The 22,744-nt window shown below is 55.0% G+C and carries 22 protein-coding genes and 2 tRNA genes; 11 read left to right on the forward strand and 13 right to left on the reverse strand.

Annotated features, from left to right (window positions below; translation table 11 throughout):
- Positions 1–12 precede the first annotated feature (12 nt).
- Entirely contained in the window at positions 13–801 is a 789-nt protein-coding gene (locus HVA01_RS02715; RefSeq protein WP_371860127.1) for a DUF6694 family lipoprotein, read from the forward strand.
- 68 nt (positions 802–869) lie between these two features.
- On the opposite strand, the gene ppnN is transcribed toward HVA01_RS02715, so the two are convergent.
- Positions 870–2,252: a nucleotide 5'-monophosphate nucleosidase PpnN gene (ppnN, locus tag HVA01_RS02720; RefSeq protein WP_146872996.1), complete on the reverse strand. Its 1,383-nt coding sequence runs from the start codon at positions 2,250–2,252 to the stop codon at positions 870–872.
- A 213-nt stretch (positions 2,253–2,465) separates the two neighbouring features.
- Here ppnN and HVA01_RS02725 point away from each other — a divergent pair, with 213 nt between their 5' ends.
- Positions 2,466–3,374 (forward strand): LysR family transcriptional regulator, encoded by a 909-nt coding sequence (locus HVA01_RS02725; protein ID WP_146872997.1) that lies wholly within the window; start codon positions 2,466–2,468, stop codon positions 3,372–3,374.
- A gap of 36 nt (positions 3,375–3,410) precedes the next feature.
- On the opposite strand, the gene gcvP is transcribed toward HVA01_RS02725, so the two are convergent.
- Complete coding sequence (gene gcvP / locus HVA01_RS02730; RefSeq protein ID WP_146872998.1) at positions 3,411–6,305, reverse strand: aminomethyl-transferring glycine dehydrogenase; 2,895 nt, start codon at positions 6,303–6,305, stop codon at positions 3,411–3,413.
- 83 nt (positions 6,306–6,388) lie between these two features.
- A complete protein-coding gene (gene gcvH / locus HVA01_RS02735) occupies positions 6,389–6,778 on the reverse strand; it encodes a glycine cleavage system protein GcvH (protein ID WP_146872999.1) in 390 nt (129 codons plus the stop codon).
- A 378-nt stretch (positions 6,779–7,156) separates the two neighbouring features.
- Here gcvH and HVA01_RS02740 point away from each other — a divergent pair, with 378 nt between their 5' ends.
- Positions 7,157–8,554 (forward strand): alanine/glycine:cation symporter family protein, encoded by a 1,398-nt coding sequence (locus HVA01_RS02740; protein ID WP_146873000.1) that lies wholly within the window; start codon positions 7,157–7,159, stop codon positions 8,552–8,554.
- Positions 8,555–8,690: 136 nt separating this feature from the next.
- Positions 8,691–9,803, forward strand: coding sequence for a glycine cleavage system aminomethyltransferase GcvT (gene gcvT / locus HVA01_RS02745; protein ID WP_146873001.1), 1,113 nt, complete (start codon positions 8,691–8,693; stop codon positions 9,801–9,803).
- A gap of 73 nt (positions 9,804–9,876) precedes the next feature.
- Here the strand turns inward: gcvT and HVA01_RS02750 are convergent, their stop codons facing one another.
- The 3 genes from HVA01_RS02750 to HVA01_RS02760 form a co-directional block, all read right to left on the reverse strand.
- On the reverse strand, positions 9,877–10,749 hold the full coding sequence (locus tag HVA01_RS02750) for a LysM peptidoglycan-binding domain-containing protein (RefSeq protein WP_146873002.1): 873 nt from the start codon (positions 10,747–10,749) through the stop codon (positions 9,877–9,879).
- A 59-nt stretch (positions 10,750–10,808) separates the two neighbouring features.
- Positions 10,809–11,690, reverse strand: coding sequence for a 1-acylglycerol-3-phosphate O-acyltransferase, YihG family (gene yihG / locus HVA01_RS02755; RefSeq protein WP_146873003.1), 882 nt, complete (start codon positions 11,688–11,690; stop codon positions 10,809–10,811).
- A 109-nt stretch (positions 11,691–11,799) separates the two neighbouring features.
- On the reverse strand, positions 11,800–12,696 hold the full coding sequence (locus HVA01_RS02760) for a LysR family transcriptional regulator (RefSeq protein ID WP_146873004.1): 897 nt from the start codon (positions 12,694–12,696) through the stop codon (positions 11,800–11,802).
- 192 nt (positions 12,697–12,888) lie between these two features.
- Here HVA01_RS02760 and HVA01_RS02765 point away from each other — a divergent pair, with 192 nt between their 5' ends.
- Positions 12,889–13,587, forward strand: a complete 699-nt coding sequence (locus tag HVA01_RS02765) for a CoA transferase subunit A (protein ID WP_146873005.1) — start codon at positions 12,889–12,891, stop codon at positions 13,585–13,587.
- 64 nt (positions 13,588–13,651) lie between these two features.
- Positions 13,652–14,317: a CoA transferase subunit B gene (locus HVA01_RS02770; protein WP_146873006.1), complete on the forward strand. Its 666-nt coding sequence runs from the start codon at positions 13,652–13,654 to the stop codon at positions 14,315–14,317.
- A 40-nt stretch (positions 14,318–14,357) separates the two neighbouring features.
- Here HVA01_RS02770 and HVA01_RS02775 read toward each other — a convergent pair whose 3' ends face one another.
- Positions 14,358–15,125: a VOC family protein gene (locus HVA01_RS02775; RefSeq protein ID WP_146873007.1), complete on the reverse strand. Its 768-nt coding sequence runs from the start codon at positions 15,123–15,125 to the stop codon at positions 14,358–14,360.
- Positions 15,126–15,239: 114 nt separating this feature from the next.
- Entirely contained in the window at positions 15,240–15,503 is a 264-nt protein-coding gene (locus HVA01_RS02780) for a GrxA family glutaredoxin (RefSeq protein ID WP_146873008.1), read from the reverse strand.
- Between the two features lie 169 nt (positions 15,504–15,672).
- Here HVA01_RS02780 and hybE point away from each other — a divergent pair, with 169 nt between their 5' ends.
- Both hybE and HVA01_RS02790 read left to right on the forward strand, forming a co-directional pair.
- Positions 15,673–16,098: a [NiFe]-hydrogenase assembly chaperone HybE gene (gene hybE / locus HVA01_RS02785; RefSeq protein WP_146873009.1), complete on the forward strand. Its 426-nt coding sequence runs from the start codon at positions 15,673–15,675 to the stop codon at positions 16,096–16,098.
- Positions 16,099–16,153: 55 nt separating this feature from the next.
- Positions 16,154–16,927 (forward strand): 3-hydroxybutyrate dehydrogenase, encoded by a 774-nt coding sequence (locus tag HVA01_RS02790; protein WP_146873010.1) that lies wholly within the window; start codon positions 16,154–16,156, stop codon positions 16,925–16,927.
- A gap of 183 nt (positions 16,928–17,110) precedes the next feature.
- On the opposite strand, the gene HVA01_RS02795 is transcribed toward HVA01_RS02790, so the two are convergent.
- From HVA01_RS02795 to HVA01_RS02805, 3 genes are read right to left on the reverse strand one after another with little or no spacing between them, the layout of a single operon-like run.
- Positions 17,111–17,650: a response regulator transcription factor gene (locus HVA01_RS02795; protein ID WP_146873011.1), complete on the reverse strand. Its 540-nt coding sequence runs from the start codon at positions 17,648–17,650 to the stop codon at positions 17,111–17,113.
- Between the two features lie 50 nt (positions 17,651–17,700).
- Positions 17,701–18,972 (reverse strand): ATP-binding protein, encoded by a 1,272-nt coding sequence (locus HVA01_RS02800; protein ID WP_146873012.1) that lies wholly within the window; start codon positions 18,970–18,972, stop codon positions 17,701–17,703.
- 7 nt (positions 18,973–18,979) lie between these two features.
- Positions 18,980–19,396, reverse strand: coding sequence for a hypothetical protein (locus HVA01_RS02805; RefSeq protein WP_146873013.1), 417 nt, complete (start codon positions 19,394–19,396; stop codon positions 18,980–18,982).
- Between the two features lie 141 nt (positions 19,397–19,537).
- Here HVA01_RS02805 and pyrC point away from each other — a divergent pair, with 141 nt between their 5' ends.
- The gene (gene pyrC / locus HVA01_RS02810; protein ID WP_146873014.1) at positions 19,538–20,575 is read left to right on the forward strand and encodes a dihydroorotase; all 1,038 of its coding nucleotides are present in this window, start codon (positions 19,538–19,540) and stop codon (positions 20,573–20,575) included.
- Positions 20,576–20,639: 64 nt separating this feature from the next.
- Here pyrC and mtnN read toward each other — a convergent pair whose 3' ends face one another.
- Positions 20,640–21,347 (reverse strand): 5'-methylthioadenosine/S-adenosylhomocysteine nucleosidase, encoded by a 708-nt coding sequence (gene mtnN / locus HVA01_RS02815; RefSeq protein WP_146873015.1) that lies wholly within the window; start codon positions 21,345–21,347, stop codon positions 20,640–20,642.
- Positions 21,348–21,399: 52 nt separating this feature from the next.
- Complete coding sequence (gene folD / locus HVA01_RS02820) at positions 21,400–22,272, reverse strand: bifunctional methylenetetrahydrofolate dehydrogenase/methenyltetrahydrofolate cyclohydrolase FolD (protein ID WP_146873016.1); 873 nt, start codon at positions 22,270–22,272, stop codon at positions 21,400–21,402.
- A 221-nt stretch (positions 22,273–22,493) separates the two neighbouring features.
- On the opposite strand from folD, the gene HVA01_RS02825 reads away from it, so the two are divergent.
- Positions 22,494–22,570: transfer RNA gene (locus HVA01_RS02825), tRNA-Pro, on the forward strand.
- Between the two features lie 89 nt (positions 22,571–22,659).
- Positions 22,660–22,736 (forward strand) — tRNA-Arg (locus tag HVA01_RS02830).
- Positions 22,737–22,744: the final 8 nt, after the last annotated feature.

Genomic DNA, 22,744 nt, shown 5'->3' on the forward strand with positions numbered 1-22,744 from the left:
CTAGCGGTATTGATGATAGCAGGTTGCTCTGATCCCAAAATTGACACTAGCTCTATGCCCGCATCGGTAGTCTCTGTGGAGAAAGTTCGCGAGTCGCTGCCCGCGTATAAACGCGGTGAATTCGATCGAGGGTTGATCATTATTGCCACGTCGACCTTTAGTGGGGTCGATATTCTCAATCCTCAACGCATGAATGCGGCTGAGATCGCCGAGTCAGCCAATGCGCAAATGCATGGCTTGACCGGCGACCAGGTCATTCATCGAGCCGATAAGATTCTACGCGACCGGCGAGCAAGAGCGCGCGACCATGCGATTCGCACCTTAAAGCGGTTAGAAAATAAACACGCTCAAGCCAGCAGCGATCAGCAGCAGTTAGCTCGTTTTAGCATTGATAACGCGCGCTATTACATGAGCGAGAGCCCGTACGGCGCGCTCGAACCCGTGATTGATCTTGACGTTACCAATGGCACCGATCAGGCTATTTCGGAGCTTTTTTTGAGAGGCGTAGTGACCAGCCCTGAGCGGACGGTGCCCTGGGTTGATGAAACCTTTTACTACGTTGTCGCTGGGGGCATCGAGCCGGGCGAAACCCGGCAGTGGAGCTTGGCGCCTAATCGTTTTGGCCCTTGGGGCAATGCTCAGATACCGGATGATGCTGAACTGACGATCACCCTGAAAGCTCTGCGTGGAAGTGACGACCAGCCCCTCTGGGACTCCCCGCCACTATCCGAAGGCGAAACGGCCAAGCTGGAGCGCCTGCGTGATGAGTACCCCAGCGTCGCTCTATCAAGCGCGGAGTAAATGCTAACAACCAGCAGCGTATTCGCCACAGCCGCTACTTTATTAGCAGCTGTGGCGCATCTTTGCCGTTATTTCAGCACGTAGCAGGGCGTATACGCATGACCATCGAGCTTCATGCGGCCTTGGGCGACGAAAGAGGTAAGCAGTTCATCCAATCGCTGCATGAGTTCAGTTTCAGCCGTCAGCACAAAAGGTCCAAACGCTTCAATCGCACGAATACCTGACTCTTTCACATTACCAGCCACAATGCCTGAGAAAGCGCGGCGCAGATTGGCGGCTAGTTCATGAGTAGGCTGCTGGCGGTGCAGCGCTAAGGCGTGCATCGCTTCGTGAGTCGGTTCGAAGGTAGCCTGGAAATCCCGTGCAATGGTCAGGCGCCAATTGTAGTAGAACGCATCCTGATGAGTACGCCGGAATTCAGCGATTTCGTCGACGCCATGGCGCATGCGCCGTGCGACAGCGACCGGGTCGCCGGTAATGATCGTGTAGTAGCGACGAATTTCCTCGCCTAAGGTATAAACTAAGAACTCGTCAATCTTCTGAAAGTAGGCAGCGGAATTGGCGGGCCCGGTGAAAATTAACGGGAAAGGTATGTCTTTGTTACTTGGGTGCAGCAGAATGCCTAGTAAATAGAGGATTTCTTCCGCAGTACCTACGCCACCGGGAAAAACGATAATGCCATGCCCTAAGCGCACAAAGGCTTCTAAACGCTTTTCAATATCGGGCATCACGACCAGTTCGTTGACGATGGGGTTAGGGGCTTCAGCGGCGATAATGCCAGGCTCTGAAATACCTAAATAACGTCCTTCATTGCGCCGCTGTTTGGCATGGGCAACGTTTGCGCCTTTCATGGGGCCTTTCATGGCACCCGGCCCGCAGCCAGTACAAATATCTAAATCGCGCAGACCTAAGTGATAGCCCACATCCTTGGTATATTCATACTCTTCGCGGGAAATCGAGTGACCGCCCCAGCACACCACTAGGCTAGGGTCGCGGCCAGGTTTTAGCGTGCCAGCTTTGCGCAGAATATGGAAAACCGCATTGGTAGTGCCATCCCCGGTGCTCAGGTCAAAACGTTTGTGGTGCTGTATTTCGTTGTAGACGTAAACAATATCGCGAATGATCGAGGATAGATGCTCGCGGATACCGCGTATCATGCGGCCGTCAACAAACGCTTCCGCAGGGGCGTTTGTCAACTTTAAGCGAATGCCGCGATCCTGTTGTAATACCTCAATATCAAAATCTTTATAGGCTTCTAAAATCGCCAGGCTGTCATCGCTGGGGTTGCCGCAATTTAATACCGCCAATGCGCAGCGGCGAAGCAGGTCATGTAGGCCGCTTTGGGACGTTTTATGCAAGCGATTGACTTCATGTTGGGAAAGGACTTCAAGGCTTCCCTCAGGAGAAATAATACTGGAAAGGGTGTCGCGGGAGGTGGCGTTTTCGGTCATTAGCGGGGCTGTCTCTGGTCATTTGGTTGCTGCTGGCATATTACCACGCCCAAGCAGGGGGTACAGGGCGGGAGGCGGCTAGCATGTCTGTGTTATTATGAAAAATATTTAAGATAATGGCGGTTGAAACCCCCTCGTTATCTGACACCGTTCCCTGAAATTGTTTTAAAGACAATTTTCAAAGACCGTTTCTAAAGACCTCGGCGCTTAACTATGTTCAATGCCCAGTATTTTCGTACCTTTATTACGCTAGTAGAAACAGGGAGTTTTACTCGCACTGCTCAGCGTTTAGAAATGACCCAGCCCGGCGTCAGCCAGCATGTGCGCAAGTTGGAACGTTATTTAAATAAAGAGCTGATAGAACGGAAAGGGCGTGGTTTTACGTTAACCGAAACAGGCCGCCGTGCTTATGACTATGCCCTAAAGCTGTTTGCCGAACACGAGCAGTTTCGCCATGGGCTGGATGATGACTCTCTTGATAGTGGCGACTGCCGTATTGCCTCCCCCGGCAGCGTGGGCCTGATGCTGTATCCGTACATATTGGGGCAGCAGCAAATGCATCCCAATTTAACGGTTAACTATAGTTTTGCCTTTAACCATGAAATCGTCAATGACCTGCTGGACGGTCGCTATGATATCGGCATTGTCACCGAGGCGGTCAATCACCCGGAGCTTGATTGCACCATTTGGCACCAGGAGCCGCTATGCTTGGTCGTACCTGCTGATTTTGCGGGGGGCACGCTGCCGGATTTAATGGGCATTGGCTTTCTTAACTATTACGACGGCATTAACCACGCAAATGCACTGCTGCGCGCGAATTATCCTGAAGCGTTTCGCTCGATGACCCACTTCCGCCATCAAGGCTTTACCAATGAAGTGAGTATGGTGTTGGACGCGGTTGCCAGGGGGTTGGGGTTTACTGTGGTGTCACGATTGGTATTGGAAACCTCGCCCTGGCAGCGCCAGGTAAAAGCGCTAACGCTGCCCAACGCCGTTAATGAAGTGCTCTATTTGCTGCGTCGCCGCGACTCGGTACTGCCCAAGCGCTACGAGAAGCTGTTAAACGGCTTTCAAGCTCAGCGCCTACAAGAAACAACGCCCCCGGAGCCGCTGTCATTATAGACACTGGGGACGTTGTAAAAACGGCGCATCGCCTAATTAGTCTCGGTATTCGTCAATGCTAGGGCAAGAGCAAATCAATTGACGGTCGCCAAACACGTTGTCGACGCGGTTGACCGCAGGCCAGTATTTAGCAGCTTGCACGGCGGCGGTTGGGAAAGCCGCTAGCTGGCGGTCATAAGGCCGCTGCCAGTCGCTATCCATCAGATCCGCCTGGGTGTGCGGAGCATTGACCAGCGGGTTATTGGCCAGCGGCCATTCACCGCTCTCCACTCGGGCGATCTCTGCCCGGATAGCAATCATCGCAGCGCAGAAACGGTCGATTTCGTACAGCGACTCCGACTCGGTCGGTTCGATCATTAGCGTGCCGGGCACCGGGAACGACATGGTCGGCGCGTGGAAACCGTAATCCATCAGGCGTTTGGCGATATCCTCTTCGCTGATTCCTGAGGCGGCTTTGAGCGGCCGAATATCGATAATGCATTCGTGTGCGACGGTGCCGTTCTGGCCGCGATAGAGAATCGGGAACGCCGTTTCCAGACGCTTGGCAATGTAATTAGCGTTGAGGATAGCAAGCTCGGTAGCCTCACGCAGACCGCGGGCGCCCATCATCTTAATGTAAGCCCACGAGATGGGCAGAATAGAGGCGCTGCCGAAGGCCGCCGCCGATACCGCGCCGCTCTCGGCGTTAACGCCGTTGATCGGCGTGACCACGTGGTTGGAAACGAAAGGCGCAAGGTGCGCTTTAACGCCGATAGGGCCCATGCCCGGACCGCCGCCGCCGTGGGGAATACAGAACGTTTTGTGCAGGTTAAGGTGGGACACGTCGCCGCCAAAATCGCCGGGGCGGGTTAACCCTACCTGGGCGTTCATATTGGCCCCATCAATATAGACCTGACCACCGTTGTCGTGAATGACGTTACACGCTTCGCGCACGCTGGTCTCAAACACGCCGTGAGTCGACGGGTAGGTCAGCATAATGGCGGAAAGCCGATCGCGGTGCTGCTCGGCTTTCTGGCGTAAATCCGCCATGTCGATATTGCCGTTTTGGTCACATTCGACGACCACCACTTGCATCTGCACCATGGCTGCAGAGGCCGGGTTAGTGCCGTGGGCAGAGCTGGGAATTAAGCAAACATCGCGATGGCCTTCACCCTGCGCCGCCTGATAACGGCGAATGGCCACTAGACCGGCATATTCCCCCTGAGCACCGGAGTTAGGCTGCATGGAAATATGGTCGTAACCGGTTACTTCTACCAGGAAGGCCGAGAGCTCGTCGATCATCTGCTGGTATCCTGCCACCTGGTCACGGGGGGCGAAAGGGTGCAGATGCGCAAACGATGGCCAGGAAACGGGGAGCATTTCGCTAGTAGCGTTAAGTTTCATGGTGCAGGAACCGAGCGGGATCATCGCATGGGCAAGCGACAAATCTTTATTCTCAAGGCGCTTTAAGTAGCGCAACATTTCGGTTTCGCTGCGGTAGCGGCTAAAGGTGGGGTGAGTTAAAAACTCACTGTCACGACGACAAGCAGCGGGGATGCCTGAGGTGCCGTTAGCAATAGCGTGCTCATCCAGGGCCGCGACAGAAAGCCCGTGCTCGTCACCGAGTAGTACATCAAACAATGCCGCCACATCGTGGGCGGTGGTGGTTTCGTCCAGGCTAATGCCGACATCGCCGTTGGCAAAGTAGTGCAGGTTAATATCGTCGGCCATGGCGCGGCCATGGATTTTGCCCGCATCGACGCCGGTCAGGCGCAGCGTATCAAACCAGCTGTCATGGGCGAGTGTGACGCCTGCCTGCTTAAGGCCTTCGGCCAGCAGGGTTGCCAAACGGTGAACGCGACCAGCGATTTTGCGCAGTCCTTCCGCGCCGTGATAGGCGGCGTAAAAACCGGCAATGTTGGCGAGAAGCGCCTGGGCGGTACAGATGTTCGAAGTCGCTTTTTCGCGGCGGATATGTTGCTCGCGGGTCTGCATTGCCATGCGCAGGGCGGTGTTGCCACGGCTATCTTTAGAGACACCGATAATCCGCCCAGGAATTGAACGCTTGAGTTTGTCGGCGGTGGCGAAGAAAGCCGCATGGGGGCCGCCAAAGCCCATTGGCACGCCAAAACGTTGGGAGTTGCCCACCACGATGTCCGCGCCAAGTTGGCCAGGTTCTTTAAGCAGCACCAGGCTCAACAGGTCGGTGGCCACGCAGGTCATAATATTGCGCTCAGCCGCGGTGCTTAATAGCGGGGCCAGGTCGCGGACTTCACCACTGGCGGACGGGTACTGGAGTAGCGCGCCAAACACATCATGCTCGGCCAAGGTGTCGGCTGGGCCGGTAATGAGTTCAAAGCCAAAAAACGCAGCGCGGGTTTTGACCACATCCAGCGTTTGTGGGAAAACATCGTCGGCGACGAAGAAGGTGTTGGAGTTGCTTTTCTTATTGCCGCGTTTGCACAGCGCCATGGCTTCGGCGGCGGCGGTGGCTTCGTCGAGCAGTGAGGCATTCGCCAGCTGCATACCGGTTAAATCCATGACCACTTGCTGGAAGTTAAGCAAGCCTTCCAGGCGGCCCTGGGATATCTCCGGCTGATAGGGCGTATAAGCCGTGTACCAGCCGGGGTTTTCCAGCACGTTGCGCTGAATCACTGCGGGCATGTGGGTGCCGTAATAGCCCTGACCAATATAGCTTTTCGCCACACGGTTTTGCCGCGCTAGCTGGGCCAAATAATCCAGCGCTTCAGTTTCGCTGCGGGGTTCGTCCAAGGCCAGTTCGCGGCCAAGGCGGATATCGCTCGGCACGGTTTGCTCAATCAGATCTTCCATGCGCTGCATGTTGAGCGCTTTTAGCATGCTGGCCACATCATCGGCATTGGGGCCGTTATGGCGTTTGATAAAAGCATCATGGTCGGCCAGCTCGGCCAGGCGGCGTGTTTCAAAAGACATGGGTAGATTCCGAACGTGAAGAGAGAGCCGTGCAGGGATGAAAAGCCAAGCGCCTGCCGGAAAAGGCAGGCCCAGTCGTGCGTTTAATCGTCGGCGCTTAGCGTGGCTTGATAAGCATCGGCGTCTAGCAGGTCGTCAAGGGCGTCGTTGTCCAGGCGTACTTTCATCATCCAGCCGCCTTCGTAAGGGGCTTCGTTAACGTTTTCTGGTGAGTCCTCAAGAGTGTCATTAACTTCGATAACTTCGCCCACAACCGGCGAGTAAAGGTCAGACGCGGCTTTGACTGACTCAACGACACCAAACTCTTGTCCCTTGGATAGCGCAGTCCCCACTTCAGGCAGCTCGACAAACACCACATCCCCGAGCGCCTGCTGGGCGTGATCGGTGATGCCCACGGTGACGGTGCCATCTTGATTATCAAGCACCCATTCGTGGCTTTCAGCGTAATGAAGATTGGCAGGAAGATTGCTCATGATGGTTTCCTATGTGTGAAACAGTTTTCTGGACCCGAATACTAACGCCTGTTACTTGCACTATCGGCAGGGGCTGACCGAGACAATAATGCTGCATGTTAACGTGTTTCCAATCGGAAACAAATTCCTTCCTGGCTCCTTGCTAAGTGTAATGAAACAAGTGGTTCTGATACCGTTATGCGCTTGTATTGGGTTGTCACAAAAGTGGCATTCTCTATGCGTAAGCGACATCCGTGTAGATGCTCGCTAAGTTAATGGTGTAAAACGTTTACTGCGTGAGCTGATCGACCATAGCAGTGCTACAACCATAGCAGTGCCAGATGCAGCCAATGATGGATATTAACCAACAATTCACACCAATAGGGTAAGGAGAAGCGCGTGGAAACATTAACTAGCCTATTTAGCGCGATCAACAGCGTGGTCTGGGGACCCTTGATGTTGATTTTGTTGCTGGGGGTCGGGGTTTACTTACAAGTTGGCTTGAAACTGATGCCGATTAGAAAACTCGGCACGGGGTTCAAGCTAATGTTGGCTGGTCGTGGCGCCAAGCCAAGCGCTGATAAAAAAGACGCCGATGAAGGTGAAATATCGCCTTTTGAAGCCTTGATGACGTCGCTCTCAGCGACCATCGGCACCGGTAATATTGCCGGTGTGGCCACGGCCATTGCCTTGGGTGGCCCTGGTGCAGTTTTTTGGATGTGGATCACAGCGTTAGTGGGCATGGCGACCAAGTTTGCCGAAGCCGTGCTGGCGGTGCGTTTCCGTGAAACCGATAGCACCGGCTTCCATGTCGGTGGGCCGATGTTTTATATCAAAAACGGTTTGGGTAAAAAATGGCTATGGCTGGGCGGTGTCTTTGCTTTCTTTGGCGCCGTGGCGGCGTTCGGTATTGGTAATACCGTCCAGTCGAACTCCGTGGCGGATGCCATGGATGCGACCTTCGGTGTGCCGCACTGGCTGACGGGTCTCATCATTATGGTGCTGGCAGGCGCGGTGATTCTGGGTGGGATCAGACGGATCGCCAAAGTAGCCGGTAAGCTGGTGCCCATTATGGGCATTGCCTACGTGGTGGCAGGCCTGCTGGTATTAATTCTTAATGCTGGGCAGATTGGCGAAGCCTTTGGCCTGATCTTCTATTACGCCTTTAACCCCATGGCGGCAGCCGGTGGTTTTGCCGGAGCAGCGGTAATGGCAGCGATTCGGTTTGGTGTAGCGCGTGGCATCTTCTCTAACGAAGCGGGGTTAGGTAGTGCGCCCATTGCCCACGCCGCGGCCAAAACCAAAAACCCGGTGCGCCAGGGCTTAATCGCCATGCTGGGTACCTTTATCGATACCATCGTTGTGTGCACGATTACCGCCCTGGTGATTTTGACCTCAACGGTTTGGCAAGAGGGTGAAGCGGGTGCTTCGTTGACCGCGCTCTCTTTTGATGCCGCCTTGCCTGGGTTTGGTAATCAAATCGTCGCCATAGCCCTGGCCATTTTTGCCTTTACGACGATTCTGGGCTGGTCATTTTACGGTGAGAAATGCTTCCAGTTCCTGTTTGGTACCCGCTCCATTATGATCTATCGGGTGCTGTTTGTATTGGCGATCCCGTTGGGGGCTATCGCTCAGCTAGGCTTTATCTGGCTAATGGCAGATACGTTCAACGCCATGATGGCGATTCCCAACTTGATTGCCTTGGCGCTGCTGTCGCCGGTAGTCTTTAAGCTAACCAAGGACTATTTCGACGGCAAAGATGTGTTGCCAGGCGAAGAGTTGGATCACGATCAATAAGTAGGCCCTGATAGGCCCTGTATGTGAGCAGTAGGGTAAAAAGTGACAGAGTCGGGAAGGCACTTGATCGGTGACTTCCCGTTCTCTTTTTTAAGCGAGCCTTTTTAAATCAGTCATCGTTACGTGAGGAACCCCCATGTCCGAATTAAAGCAAACGCCGCTGCACGCGCTGCACTGCAAGCTGGGCGCCAAAATGGTGCCTTTTGCTGGCTACGATATGCCGGTGCAGTACCCGCTAGGGGTTAAAAAAGAGCATGAGCATACGCGGCAAAAGTGCGGCCTGTTTGATGTGTCCCACATGGGGCAAATCACTGTTTCAGGTCACAACGTCGCTGAGGCCCTTGAAACCTTGATACCGGCTGATTTAGTGGGGCTTGAAAAAGGCGCGCAGCGTTACGGGCTTTTCACCAACAACGACGGCGGCATTATTGACGACTTGATGGTGGTAAACGCAGGCGATCACTTTTATTTGGTCGTCAACGCTGCCTGCAAAGACCAAGACCTGGCGCATTTACGGCTAAATTTAGCGTCGACTCATGCTATCGAACCACAAGAGCGTGGCCTGTTGGCGCTGCAAGGCCCCCAGGCAGGTGAGGTGATGCAGCGGCTTTGCCCAGCAGCCTGCGATTTGGTGTTTATGCAGCATGGCCGCTTCACCATTGCCGGTCAGCATGTGTGGGTGAGCCGCAGCGGCTATACTGGCGAAGATGGCTTTGAAATTTCAGTTGCTGCCGATGCCTGTGAAGCTTTTGCCGAACGGCTGCTAGCCGAGCCAGAGGTAGAGGCCATTGGCCTGGGCGCGCGTGACTCGCTGCGGTTGGAAGCGGGTTTATGCCTCTACGGTCACGATATGGATGAGCAAACCACGCCGGTGGAAGCGGGTTTGATCTGGGCGATTGGTAAGCCGCGCCGTCATGGCGGTGAACGTGCCGGTGGCTTTCCCGGTGCCGAGGTAATCCTGCATCAAATGGATGCAAGGGATCACACGCGCAAGCGGGTTGGATTGTTAGCTGAGGGTCGGGCGCCAGTGCGCGAGGGTGCGTCGCTGGTTGATGAAGCGGGCAACGCAGTGGGCGTGGTCACGTCGGGCAGCTTTGGCCCGAGCGTAGGTAAACCGGTGGCAATGGGCTATGTCAGCCGCAAGCTGGAATCACCGCAAAGCACCGTGTATGCCGTTGTACGCGGTAAGCACTTGCCCATGGTGGTGACCCCCATGCCGTTTGTGAAGCCGGGTTACTATCGCGGTTAACCCCTCGGCCCTGCGTCTGCAGGGTCAAGGGGAAAGCAGTGCCAAGGTACCCGGTATTAAGCGGTGTTATCTTTCAGCGCAGCACCTGTCTGGGGTCAATAGGCTTGCCGCCTTGGCGAAGATCAAACAACAAATCATAGCGCTGGGTTGAATCGCTTTGGCCGACTTCGCACAGCGGGTCGCCAGCGCTAACCTGCTGACCCACCTGAACCACTATGCGCTCACACAGCGCGTACACGGTTTGTAAATTGTCGGCGTGATGCACAATGACCACGTCGCCTAGCTGGCGCATGCCATCCGCAAAACGGACCTCGCCGGGAGCAACGGATTTAGCCTGGGCGCCCGCCTGGGTGGCAAGCAGCATGGGCTGCAGGGTGCCACGGCTATCTGGACCGTAGCGGCGAACCACCCGGTAGTCGTCCAGCGGCCAGGGCCAGCGGCGTGCCGAGCCAGGCAGCGACTGGCTGGGCGCGCTACTGGCGGGTGCGGCAGCGGGTTTGCTTGCGTTTGAGGAAGTGCTACTAGCGCGAGCAGCGCTGCTTGCTGTGGCATTGCTTAAGGGGACGGCCACCACTTGGCCGATTCGCAAACCGGTGGGCGATGCGTTCGGGTTGGCGCTTTGAATGCGGCCACTGGTCGTTCCAAAGTGGCGGGCGATACTTGCGAAGGTATCGCCAGGTCGGATTTGGTAGCGGTAGGGGCCACCAGAGGGGGCGCGCTCTTGCTGGGTGGGTATCAGCAGGCGTTGACCGATTTTAAGACGCCGAGTATCCGCGCTCGGGTTAAAGCGCTGTAAGCGCTCCAGGGGAACGCTGGCCCGGGTTGCCAGCTTGCCAAGCGTGTCACCGCGCTGTACCTCAACCCAGTTACCGCTGATATGTCTGGCGCTGGGGACGGATGCCCGCTGGGATGACGCTGGCGGCGTGCTGGCACAGCCAGTCAGCATGGCCCCTACTACTACCCACGCGGCAATCCCCGTTAGCAGGCGAGCGCTTAACCGGTTGGCTAGTCGTGATCGGTGCGGTTGTCCAGCATGCCGTCTTTTTCCAACCAGAGTGCATTGATCCATGTGTGGAAGCGTTCCTTTTGCTGCTTTTCGTCGTGGTTATCTGGCGCGTACATCCACTGTGGAATGTCCAGTTGCCGTGCATGCAAAGTGACAGACCCTTCCTTGCCGCATAAATACCCCCAAAAAGTAGGCGAGGGATTGGTATAGCTGATCGTGACATCCAGGATACCACTCAATTGATTGCCTAGCAGGCTAAGTACTTGAGCCACACCACCCGCCTTGGGACGTAACAAATGACGGTAGGGGCTCTGCTGTGCGTCGCGTTTAGCAACGCTAAAGCGAGTACCCTCAACAAAGTTAAAAATGGCAATCGGTGCGTTGCGGGCCTGTTGGCACATGCGCTGGGTAGCGGTGCGGTCAATGGCCGCCAGGCGGGGGTTTTGGGCTATTTGTTCGCGACTAAAACGGCGCATAAACGGAAACTCTAGCGCCCAAAAAGCCAAACCGACGATGGGAATCCAGATTAATTGACGCTTTAGAAAAAAACGCGGCATCGGAATACGCCGGTGTAACGCCATCAGCAGCATAAAAATGTCGGTCCAGCTACGGTGATTGGAGATGACTAGCCACCACTGTTGAGGGCTCAAATGGTGGGGGACGCTGGCGTGAAGATCGGGTTTAAGCCAGTGACGCATCCACCATAAATTAAACCCAATCCAATTTAACGCGACCGCATTTAAACCCTGTAATACCCGCTGCCTCAGTCGCTGCCCGGGGGCAATGACTTTGAGAAGGGTCAGCAGAATAAGCGGTACGCCCCAGAATAGCGTGTTGAGCGTCAGCAGCAGCGCGCTGACAAGCCCCTTGAAAATCGGCATACCAGGTTTCCTTACCGTCAGACGAATAGCTCATTGAGGTTGAATGCTAAAGGATCGTTGCCACGCTGCCCAGCATAAACCCACCGGATAGAATCATGTTAAGCGTCATTCAGTCGTCGCTTAAGCAAGGCGCTTGAACCGTTTTGCATAAGACGGTGCGTAACGCATGGGCCGCGACCGATAGCTCTTGCTGGGTCAAAATGCCCACGCGGCAGGAGATGCCCGGGGTTGTTAGCGGTATGCACCGTGCGCCCAGTTCGTGCATTTGACGAATACACATCGAAGGCACCGCGCTGACGCCCAGTCCGTCAGCAACCATGCGGCCCACCGTGGAAAGCTGGTGGCTTTCAAAAGCCACCGGCAGTGCCATGTGCTGATTACGCAGTTCCTGCTCAAGTAAACGGCGGACCATTGACGGGCGCTGAAGGGTGATAAAGTCGTGCCCAAGAAGTTGCGCCCACGATAGCTTTGCACACTGGTTTAGCGTAGAGGCGGGAGGAACGACAGCCACAAAATGGTCTTCAAAAAGCGGTGTAAACAGCAGACTGCCGGTGCCTTCAGGGGAAAAGGCGATGCCTAGCTCTACTTGGCGTGAGCGCACCATTTCGGTGACTTCTTCGTTAATCACATCGTGCACGGTGATATTGATTTTAGGGTACTGCTGGCGAAATTTCACCAGCGCGGCGGGAAGTAGGTTGCAGGCAAACGCGGGCATCGCGGCAATACTAAGACGCCCGAGTTGGAGGGTAAAACGCTGACGCAACCGTTCTTCGGTATTGTCCCATTGGGCAAGCAGGTGTTTGGCAAGCGGTAGCAGCGACTCGCCTTCTGGGGTTAGTCTGACACTACGGGTGCTTCGAATTAACAGTTTGCCGCCCAGCGATGCCTCCAGCCCTTTAATTGCCAAGCTTAGCGCTGGCTGAGAAAGGTGGAGCCGCTCGCAGGCCTGGGTAAAGCTAAGGGTTTGGGCGACCGCAAGAAAGGCGCGAAGCTGTTTGACGGTCATGGCAACCCCTTTCATAAGTTTTACAAATAAATTGATAAGAAAAACAAACTTAACAAATATATCATCAGGGACAACACTGGAGTTGTTCAAGGCTACACTCTAAAGCGACACTTAACGTATCACTGACAGCATCTTTCAACGACAGCACTCTCAACGACAGCACTCTCAACGACAACAATGCGAGGCACAACAATGGCAGGATTCGATAAGCGTGTGGCTTCTTACCAAGAAGCAATGGAAGGCATCGAAAGCGGTATGACCGTGCTCGCCGGTGGCTTTGGTTTGTGCGGTATCCCCGAAAACCTTATCGCTGAAATCAAGCGCCGTGGTGTCGATAACCTCACCGTCGTTTCCAATAACTGCGGGGTGGATGGCTTTGGTTTGGGCATACTCCTTGAAGATCGCCAAATTCGTAAAATTCTTGCCTCTTATGTGGGTGAGAACGCCTTGTTTGAGCGGCAAATGCTCAATGACGAAATTGAGGTGGTGTTAACGCCCCAGGGCACGCTGGCTGAGAAGATGCGGGCCGGGGGCGCGGGTATTCCAGCATTTTACACCGCTACCGGTTACGGCACGCCGATTGGCGAGGGCAAAGAAGTCCGCGAGTTTAATGGCCGCCACTGTATCTTGGAAGAAGCCATTATCGGTGACTTTGCGATTGTGAAAGGCTGGAAGGCCGACCGCTATGGCAATGTAATGTACCGGCATACGGCACAGAACTTTAATCCTATGGCCGCCACCGCGGGAAAAATCACTGTGGTGGAAGTTGAAGAAATTGTTGAGCCGGGAGAGCTTGAGCCTAGCCAGATCCATACCCCGGGTATTTATGTGGATCGGATTATCCAAGGCACGTTTGAAAAACGCATTGAAAAACGCACGGTGCACAGCTAACCCTCAGCGTTTCAAGCGTCTCATAACGATTCAACAAGCGAAGATTCAACAAGAGGAAGTCACCATGGCCTTAACACGTGAACAAATGGCGCGTCGCGTCGCCCGCGAACTCGAAGATGGTTTTTACGTCAACCTGGGTATCGGTATCCCCACGCTGGTTGCCAATTATATTCCTGACGGCATCGATGTCATGCTGCAATCCGAAAACGGGCTGCTGGGGATGGGCCGATACCCGACTGACGACGAGCTGGACCCGGATATGATTAACGCCGGCAAAGAGACCGTCACGGCCCGCCCAGGGGCGGCAATTTTTTCCTCGGCTGAATCCTTTGCCATGATACGCGGTGGTCACGTGGATTTAACCGTGCTGGGTGCCTTTGAAATTGACCAGGAAGGTAATATTGCCTCGTGGATGATTCCCGGCAAATTGATCAAAGGAATGGGCGGTGCCATGGACTTAGTCGCCGGTGCTGAGAATATTATTTGCACCATGACCCATGCCTCCAAGCATGGCGAATCCAAGCTGCTGGAGAAATGCGCGCTGCCGCTGACCGGCGCTGGCTGTATTAACCGTGTGTTAACGGATTTGGCGTACCTTGAAATTAAAGACGGTGCCTTTATTCTCAAAGAGCGTGCACCGGGTGTAAGCGTTGAAGAAATCGTCGAGAAAACGGCGGGTAAACTGATTGTTCCAGACCATGTGCCCGAGATGACCTTTGTCGACGAATAAATACTTAAATGGCGTAAGACTTGCCGATAAAACACACGTCTTACGCCATCACGCAGCGGGTGTGGTGAGGCAGTAGCACCTCGGCAACTCGCTCGTGGTCGTCTTCCACGTGCTTTTGGACCAGCGCCAGGCCGCCTAAGCATAGCCGGTGTTCGTCTCCCTCTCCGAACACCATTTTTTGCGCTGCCGTCGGGTAAAAGCGATGATCGAGCAATGAAGAAACCGCAAAGACGCCGTTTTGTTGGCCACTTAAGCTTGGCATGCCGACGTCTTTGAGTTGTTGATCCAGGGCTGTTAGTGGCTCGCCCAGCTGGCCGCAATCGTAGCCGACGTGATGCAAACGAGGGCCCATCACGGCGAGCCAGGCGGCAAGTGGATGAGCGTATTGCAATTGCTGGTAAAGCGGCCACGACGGCATTGGCCAAGGCCTGCCGCGGCAAAGTAGGTTGTGCCCTTTGCAGTCTTGGGGGTGTGACTGCCGCACTAGTGCTTCCAGTGCTTCGCGAGGCGCCTTGGAAAGCGTGCCCATCTGCAATTCCGCTAGCACCAGCCAGCTGCTACCGTCGCTAGGCGCCAGCAGGTGAACTAGCAGGCCTTTATCGGCCATCGCAAAGTGGCCCATAGGGCGATAACCCATATGCGCCAAGTTGCCAGCAAGCGCAGTAGCGGAAAAAGGGCCGTAATTTAGGGTGACTAGAGTGAGATACTCGGCTTCAGCAGAGAGCGGCCATAGCCGAAGTGCCCCAATATCGGGGTGGGTATGTATGTAGTCAAGCCAAAGCTGCTGTACAAACTCCTGGCGTTGCATAGTGAACTCCTTGCCCAAAAGTGATGGCGCAGCCTAAGTCGAATAATTGTTCAGTATAGGCAAATGCGCAAGGCAAGGGTTCAACGGGTATTAACGGCATCGAATTAGCTAACGTTAAGAGGCAAGCAGCTGCTTGTCGCGCACGAACTGGTCAAACTCAGTGAAGCCGCCCACGTGGGTTTGATCGACAAACACCTGGGGTACGGTATGAATCGGCTTCCCAGCGGTTTTGGCAATGTCTTCTTTGGTAACGCCTTCAGAAGGCATATCGACATAGCGAAAACCTTCAATTTTATTGGATTTTTCTAATTGCTCGGCAAGCTGTTTTGCGCGCACACAGAAAGGGCATGACAGGCGTCCAAAAATAACCACAAACATAGGTGGCGCTCCTTTACGATAAACGGGGAAGTGACATAGCGGTTGCTATGGCTAATATAGCCAAGTGCTAAACTTGCGCCCATTGTGGCTGAGCAGCGCGCTTTTCGCCAATAGCACCTTGCTACACTGACAATTAACGCCAGTTATCACTGAACTACCAAGGATTTTTATGCAAACGCTCAGCGCAGCCGAATACGCATTCCTCGCCGAGTTGGCAACCGCATACCGCGATGAGCACCTGCCGGTGCTCAAACAAACGGAGGGATGGAACCCGTGCCTGGGAGTGGATGCGCTATGTTTTCAACATCACGGCGTTGAGCACATGGTGGGCGCGTTAATTACTCCCTGTGAGCTATGGTTAGTGGCGGTGCCTAACCACGCCCAGCTCACTGGCGCTTTGGCTGATACGTTAACGCTTGCGTTACCTTCGGGGCGCTACCGCTTATCCCTTGAGCGACTACCGGGCGGTTATGAACTCTATAAGCGCATTATTTTGCATGATTTAGGCGAGTTGGACAGCATGCAGGAGGCTGCAAGGCTAGCGCAGCGAATGATGGCGCGTTTGATGCAACCCGCCGAAGAAGCCGATACTTAGCCATGCATGACTATACTGACAGTGACTTCCATTCACTAAGCGAAAGGAAATACCTATGACCTCCCCAGCTGTTACAACGCCGCGAGTTGCGCTGGTCACCGGCACCAGCAGTGGTATTGGTGCCGCCGTGGTCAAGCATTTTTGCGAGCTCGGCCACCAAGTGCTCGCGGTGGATTATAACCCGGCGGGAAAAGCCATTGCTGAAGACGCCGGAGCCGTCTTTTTTGAAGCAGATCTGACCGACCCTGGTGCCTGTCGAGCTGCGGTGGCCGATGCAGTGAAGCGCTTCGGCGGCGTCGATATCCTGGTCAATAATGCGGGCATACAACACGTTGCTTCGATTGAGACGTTTCCCGAAGAGAAATGGCGGCAAATTATGGATCTGATGCTGACGGCGCCGTTCTTGCTGACGCAGGCAGCATGGCCACATATGCGGGCAAAGGCCTGGGGGCGCATTATTAATGTGGCCTCGATACACGCTCAGGTAGCATCTCCCGGTAAAGCCGCTTATATCAGTGCCAAGCACGGCATGATTGGTTTGACCAAGACAGCGGCGCTGGAAGGCGGCGAGCAGGGCATCACCGCCAATGCGGTTTGTCCTGCCTATGTGAAAACGCCATTGGTGGATAACCAGATTGCTGATCAGGCCAAGCTGAATAACATGGATGAGAAGGAAGTCATCGAAAAAATCATGCTCAAGCAGGCGGCGATCAAGCGCTTGATCGAGCCTGAAGAAGTGGCGCAATTAGTCGCTTACCTGGCATCCGACGCTGCCGGTGCGGTGACTGGCTCAAGCTTTAATATTGATCTTGGTTGGACGGCGCATTGAAAACGCGTTTTTTTAATTGTTTCAATTTCTGCTTAACAAACGGTTGAGAGGTCAGGTTGAAGCGAGGGTCTTTCGCCATGGATGGCGAAAGTAGCGCCCAGGGAGGGGTTCACAGCGCCCTCGCGGAAACCTGTCTTCTCACTCCACCCAGAGCTGCCGTCTTGCCTGCTGAGATTAGTCAATTTAACGCCGTACCGGACGTTTTTGTAATTTGCGCTGCAGGGTGCGGCGATGCATGCCCAGCGCCCGGGCGGTGGCGGAGATATTGCCGTCGTGCTCCTGAAGTACTTTCTGAATATGCTCCCAGGTGATGCGGTTAATCGAAGGCGGATTGTCAGCCAGTTCGGTGTCCGGGTCACCGTCCTGGCGCTCAAATGCCGTGAGTACATCATCCGCATCCACGGGTTTGCACAGATAATTGGCGGCGCCGAGTTTTATCGCCTCCACCGCGGTGGCAATGCTCGAGTAGCCTGTCAGTACCACAACACGGCACTGGGGCACTGTGGCAAGCAGCTCGGGCAGCAGTTTTAGCCCCGAGCTATTTTCAAGCTTAAGATCGAGGGTCGCCATGGTAGGTGAGAACTGGGCGGCCATCGTCAATGCTTGCTCGGCATCGTGGGCGATAATGACTTCATAGCCGCGCCGGGTCAGGGCGCGATTGAGTACATGACAAAACATTTCATCGTCATCAATGATCAGCAGGCGTTGCTCTCGGGTTGGCATGATGTCCTCAATCCATTTCTGGGAATGCTTGGGTGGCCAGGTTTTAGGGCCTAGTGGGGCGCCGCGCAGCGAGGCAGCGTCACTTCCGTCAGCGTACCGCCTTCGGGGTGATTATACAGGCTCACGCCGCCGCCAAAGCGATTGATAGTGGCGTGGGTTAAAAATAAGCCGATGCCCATGCCTTTGCTTTTGGTGGAAATAAACGTCTCGCCCAACTGGTCGGCAATCGACATCGCCACGCCGGGGCCATGATCACGGATATCAATCACCACGCTATCGCCTTGCCAGTCTAAGCGAATAGCAATCTGTTCAGGGTTCGCATCGGCGGCATTGTTAAGCAGGTTCATTAGCGCCTGGTCAAGTGTTGCATCGACCGCCAGCCAGGGCTGGCCGCGCTTCTCCGCCACATCGAACTGATGGCTTACATCCGGGCGTAGTACCAGCCAGCGCTGCACGACGCCCGCAAGCCAGCTTTCGGCGTTGAGCACTTCGGGCTCCGCCATGCGCCGGCGGTCCGCATTGGAGACAAGGTTTTGCAAGCGTGATTTGCAGACATCGACTTGCTGGCGCAGCAAGTCGATGTCCTCGTTCAGCCCCGAATCAGGGGGGGCGTCAGCCTGCATCTCCTTGAGCAGTACCGCCATGGTGGAAAGCGGCGTTCCCAGCTCGTGGGCGGTGCCCGCGGCCTGGGTGGCGACCGCGAGTACCTGCTCATTGCGCAAGGCGGCCTCACGGGTGCGCGATAAGGCTTGGTCACGGCTGCGCAGCGCGTGAGCCATTTTATAGATAAAAAAGGTAACCAGGCCCGCGGAGAGGCCAAAGTTAAGCCACATGCCTAAGATATGCAGGCTAAGCGGGTTATCACTGTTGATATGCCCGAGCTGCGGAATCGGGTAATAAGAAAACATTAAAAAGGTATACCCCGCCATGGAGCACGCCGCGATGATCCAGGCGTGACGCCAAGGCAGGGTCGCTGCGGCAATGGTCACCGGGACCAAATAATAGGTGATGAACGGGTTTGTTGAGCCACCCGAAAAGTAAAACAGCAGTGTTAGCCCGGCAATATCAGCGAGTAAGTGCAGCAAGTATTCAAGGTGGGTCACGGCGCGAGGACGCCCCAGCCGCCACCAGGTGGCGATGTTCAGCACACCCATGGCGATAATCACGCTCACTACCGCCGTGACCGGTAGATCGAAAGCAAGCAGCTCAACGCCGACAATAATGGCCAGTAAAAAACCTGTCCAGGTAATGCCGCGTACGATGGTGAGGCGTACCAAGTTACGGTTGGGGGTAGACAGTGGAAGTGGCAGGGTAGTCGGCATAATCAGTTTATTTCTTCGCGGTTTTAAGACGGTGAATGGCAAACTTGATCAATAGCGTCATGACATAGGTTGTCCACCCGGCCGTGGCGAGTATATTGAAGAGCAGCATTTTGGGCGGAAGCCAGGTGCTACCCAGCAGGGCTTCGAGCATGATGTGGATGAACATCGCCAGCAACAGCGGCAGGGCCAGCGTATGAATCCACATGTCGGTCCGCCGTTTGCGAATATGGTAGCGGCGTAGCAAGTACCGCAGTGGCTTGTGCGCCCAACAAATAACCACCAGGGCACCGATAACCAATAGGCTAGCGAGGGTCGGTTCTGTACTGCCGATATGGACTGATAAGGAAATCGACCAGGCAAGGCTTAGCCACATCACTCCTTCCAGGCTGGCAATGATATCCGCATAGCGTCGCACGTTCTGCATAAACAATCGGGTCCTGATATAAAAAGTGCCGCTATGATACGACACTTGGACGAGCGTGTGGGCGCTAGCTCGGCGGATTTATCCAACCGGCCAATGGCGTATACTGGGCGTACGATTCGTTAACTCAGCACAGGATTTACCGTGGACACTGTAACACTGACCCGCCCCGACGATTGGCACCTTCACTTGCGCGACGATGAAGCGCTCAAAGCGGTAGTAGGCCACACCGCCGCCCAGATGGGACGCGCGATTATCATGCCCAATTTAACCCCGCCAGTGACGACGACGGCTCAAGCGTTAGAATACCGTCAGCGTATTCTTGATGCGTTGCCAGCGGGCAGTGCCTTTGAACCGTTGATGGTGCTTTACCTCACCGATACGACGCCCCCCGAAGAGATCGAGCGCGCAGCGCAAAGTGGTATTGTCAAAGCAGTGAAGCTGTACCCGGCGGGAGCAACGACCAACTCCGCATCGGGGGTAACCGATCTTGCCCACTGTGACGCAACCATCGAGATGATGGCTAAGCTCGGCATGCCGCTTCTGGTGCACGGTGAAGTTACCCATGCAGAGATCGATATTTTTGATCGCGAAGCGGTATTCATTGAAAACGTCATGAAGCCACTGCTAGCGCGTCACCCGACGTTGAGAGTCGTCTGTGAGCACATTACGACGCAGCAGGCCGCAGAGTTTGTCGCCGAAGCGCCGGATAACGTGGCGGCGACCATTACCGCGCACCATTTGCTGTTCAACCGTAATAAAATGCTGGTGGGGGGGATTCGCCCTCACTATTACTGCCTGCCTATTCTTAAACGCGAGCAACACCGCCAAGCGCTTTTAAAGGCGGCCACCAGCGGCAGCCAAAAGTTCTTTTTAGGCACCGATAGCGCTCCCCACTCCCAAGGCGCCAAAGAGTCAAGCTGCGGCTGCGCGGGTGCCTACACGGCGCCTGCGGCCATTGAGCTTTACGCAACTGCCTTCGATGAAATGAACGCTTTGGATCAGCTAGAAGCCTTTGCCAGCCTAAATGGGCCACGTTTTTACGGCCTTTCGCCAAACGCTGAGCGTATCACGCTGGAGCGCCGTGAATGGCGCTTGCCGGAAAGCTACCCCTATGCCCAGGGTGAGCAGATTATTCCGCTGCTGGCGGGAGAGACGCTTGGCTGGGCGATTAAGGGCTAGGGTGTCATAAAGGATGCCGCCGACCCGTTAACCGTCGTCGGCATCGAACGTTAGGCTAACCCGGTTAGGCGTTACCCAGCTGCTTTAGCATTTGATCCACCATGCGCGAAGAGTGGTCGGCAGCTACTTCCAGAAACTCATCGAAGGAAAGGTGGTTGTCGCCGCTGCCCGGGATATCAGACAGCGCGCGGATAACCACGAAAGGGCACTGGTAGCGATGGCACGTCTGGGCAATCGCGGCGGCTTCCATCTCAACGGCCAGCATGCTGGGGAATTGCGCCCGCGTGGCAGCTACCCGAGCGGGGTCAGCCATAAAGGCATCGCCGGTAGCGATCAAACCTTCACGCACCTGGACTTCACCTAGCGAGGCGATAGCGTGACGCGCGATCTCGCGCAGCTGTGTATCCGCGTGGTAAGCGGCGGGCATGCCCGGGACTTGGCCAATTTCATAGCCAAACACCACGGCATCCACATCGTGATGGCGGACTTCATCGGAAATGATCACATCGCCAATCTGTAAATCGGTGGCGAACCCACCCGCCGAGCCGGTGTTGATAATGGCATCGGGCTGATGGCGTTCCAATAAAATAGCGGTGCCCACGGCGGCATTGACTTTGCCAATGCCCGATTGCAGCACAATCACCTCAAGGCCGTAGCGTGTGCCCGTATGAAAGACAAAGCCCGCGTGTTCATAGCGCTGGGTGCCGTCTAGCTGGCTCACTAAAGTACTTACTTCTTGCGCCATTGCGCCAATAATACCAATACGCTTCACTGCGCCATGCTCCATCTTGAGAGAAAAAATAAAGTGCCAGGTAAGGCCTGATTCAAGCCAGCTGTTGCTGGGCTAAATCGTGTTGTTCAGCGGCTTCCAGGGTGTTTTCCAGCAGTGTCGCGACGGTCATGGGGCCAACGCCACCCGGCACCGGGGTAATAAAGCTGGCGCGCTCGGCGGCGACTGCAAAATCGATATCGCCGATTAACGTGCCGTTTGCCTGGCGATTGATGCCCACATCAATCACGATCGCGCCTGGTTTAATCCATTCACCCTTAACAATGCCAGGTTTGCCGACGGCCACTACCAAAATATCAGCGCGGCTAACGTGATCTTCAAGGTTGCGGGTAAAGCGATGACAGACGGTCGTGGTGCAACCCGCCAGCATGAGTTCTAACATCATGGGCCTGCCGACGATATTAGACGCCCCCACCACGGTGGCATCCAGGCCGCGCAGGGCGATACCGTTTTGCGCCAATAGCGTCATAATGCCTTTAGGCGTGCAGGGGCGCAGCGCGGGCATACGCTGCGCTAAGCGCCCTATGTTATAGGGGTGAAAGCCATCGACGTCTTTATCGGGAAGAATACGCGCTAGTATTGGCTCTGCATCCAGGTGCTTGGGCAGTGGCAGTTGTACCAAGATGCCGTCAACGGCCGGGTCGTTATTGAGCTTATCGACCAGCGCTTCCAGTTCACGTTGTGAGGTGCTGGTCGGCAGCGCATGTTGAAAAGAGACAATGCCAGCCTGCTCGCAGGCGCGGTGCTTATTATTGACATAAACTTGAGAGGCGGGATCGTCCCCGACCACCACCACCGCTAGCCCGGGTGCCCTTGCGCCGGCTTGTCGGCGTGCGGCGACTTTTTCAGCAACCTGTTGGCGGACGGTAGCAGCGATGGCTTTGCCATCGATTAGTTGGGCGGTCATGTAGTGAAATCCCTGTTGACGTTAAAACCTATGGACGTTAGAAAATTAGCCATCTAAGCGCTTAGCTAACCGCGCTGTAAAGACCGCAATTTTCGCACGCTAGGGCATCCAGGCAAAGCGCCTTAACCAACAGCCACTTTAATGGTTGACTTTAAAATTAGAAATAGTAATATATGCCTCGCTTGAGACGGGCCATGCGGTAGCGTCTAGGGTAATAGAATCGGGATGTAGCGCAGTCTGGTAGCGCGCCTGCTTTGGGAGCAGGATGTCGGGGGTTCGAATCCCTCCATCCCGACCACACCTAACGCGAAAGGTAGTAGTTTGCTTTTCCAAGCTTTGGTTGTGGTCTAGTGCTCACCAGTATTCTTACTTCTGAATGCTTTTTGCGCGCCCATAGCTCAACCGGATAGAGCAACGGCCTTCTAAGCCGTAGGTTGCGGGTTCGATTCCTGCTGGGCGTACCACCTAATTT

It is taken from the genome of Halovibrio variabilis (assembly GCF_007991175.1).
Lineage (GTDB): Bacteria > Pseudomonadota > Gammaproteobacteria > Pseudomonadales > Halomonadaceae > Vreelandella > Vreelandella variabilis.

Excerpts from the sequence above, each read along its gene's own strand:
- HVA01_RS02715 (WP_371860127.1), top strand. The coding sequence starts at position 13 with ATGATAGCAGGTTGCTCTGATCCCAAAATTGACACTAGCTCTATGCCC.
- ppnN (WP_146872996.1), bottom strand. The coding sequence starts at position 2,252 with ATGACCGAAAACGCCACCTCCCGCGACACCCTTTCCAGTATTATTTCT.
- HVA01_RS02725 (WP_146872997.1), top strand. The coding sequence starts at position 2,466 with ATGTTCAATGCCCAGTATTTTCGTACCTTTATTACGCTAGTAGAAACA.
- gcvP (WP_146872998.1), bottom strand. The coding sequence starts at position 6,305 with ATGTCTTTTGAAACACGCCGCCTGGCCGAGCTGGCCGACCATGATGCT.
- gcvH (WP_146872999.1), bottom strand. The coding sequence starts at position 6,778 with ATGAGCAATCTTCCTGCCAATCTTCATTACGCTGAAAGCCACGAATGG.
- gcvT (WP_146873001.1), top strand. The coding sequence starts at position 8,691 with ATGTCCGAATTAAAGCAAACGCCGCTGCACGCGCTGCACTGCAAGCTG.
- HVA01_RS02750 (WP_146873002.1), bottom strand. The coding sequence starts at position 10,749 with ATGCTGACTGGCTGTGCCAGCACGCCGCCAGCGTCATCCCAGCGGGCA.
- yihG (WP_146873003.1), bottom strand. The coding sequence starts at position 11,690 with ATGCCGATTTTCAAGGGGCTTGTCAGCGCGCTGCTGCTGACGCTCAAC.
- HVA01_RS02760 (WP_146873004.1), bottom strand. The coding sequence starts at position 12,696 with ATGACCGTCAAACAGCTTCGCGCCTTTCTTGCGGTCGCCCAAACCCTT.
- HVA01_RS02765 (WP_146873005.1), top strand. The coding sequence starts at position 12,889 with ATGGCAGGATTCGATAAGCGTGTGGCTTCTTACCAAGAAGCAATGGAA.
- HVA01_RS02770 (WP_146873006.1), top strand. The coding sequence starts at position 13,652 with ATGGCCTTAACACGTGAACAAATGGCGCGTCGCGTCGCCCGCGAACTC.
- HVA01_RS02775 (WP_146873007.1), bottom strand. The coding sequence starts at position 15,125 with ATGCAACGCCAGGAGTTTGTACAGCAGCTTTGGCTTGACTACATACAT.
- HVA01_RS02780 (WP_146873008.1), bottom strand. The coding sequence starts at position 15,503 with ATGTTTGTGGTTATTTTTGGACGCCTGTCATGCCCTTTCTGTGTGCGC.
- hybE (WP_146873009.1), top strand. The coding sequence starts at position 15,673 with ATGCAAACGCTCAGCGCAGCCGAATACGCATTCCTCGCCGAGTTGGCA.
- HVA01_RS02790 (WP_146873010.1), top strand. The coding sequence starts at position 16,154 with ATGACCTCCCCAGCTGTTACAACGCCGCGAGTTGCGCTGGTCACCGGC.
- HVA01_RS02795 (WP_146873011.1), bottom strand. The coding sequence starts at position 17,650 with ATGCCAACCCGAGAGCAACGCCTGCTGATCATTGATGACGATGAAATG.
- HVA01_RS02800 (WP_146873012.1), bottom strand. The coding sequence starts at position 18,972 with ATGCCGACTACCCTGCCACTTCCACTGTCTACCCCCAACCGTAACTTG.
- HVA01_RS02805 (WP_146873013.1), bottom strand. The coding sequence starts at position 19,396 with ATGCAGAACGTGCGACGCTATGCGGATATCATTGCCAGCCTGGAAGGA.
- folD (WP_146873016.1), bottom strand. The coding sequence starts at position 22,272 with ATGACCGCCCAACTAATCGATGGCAAAGCCATCGCTGCTACCGTCCGC.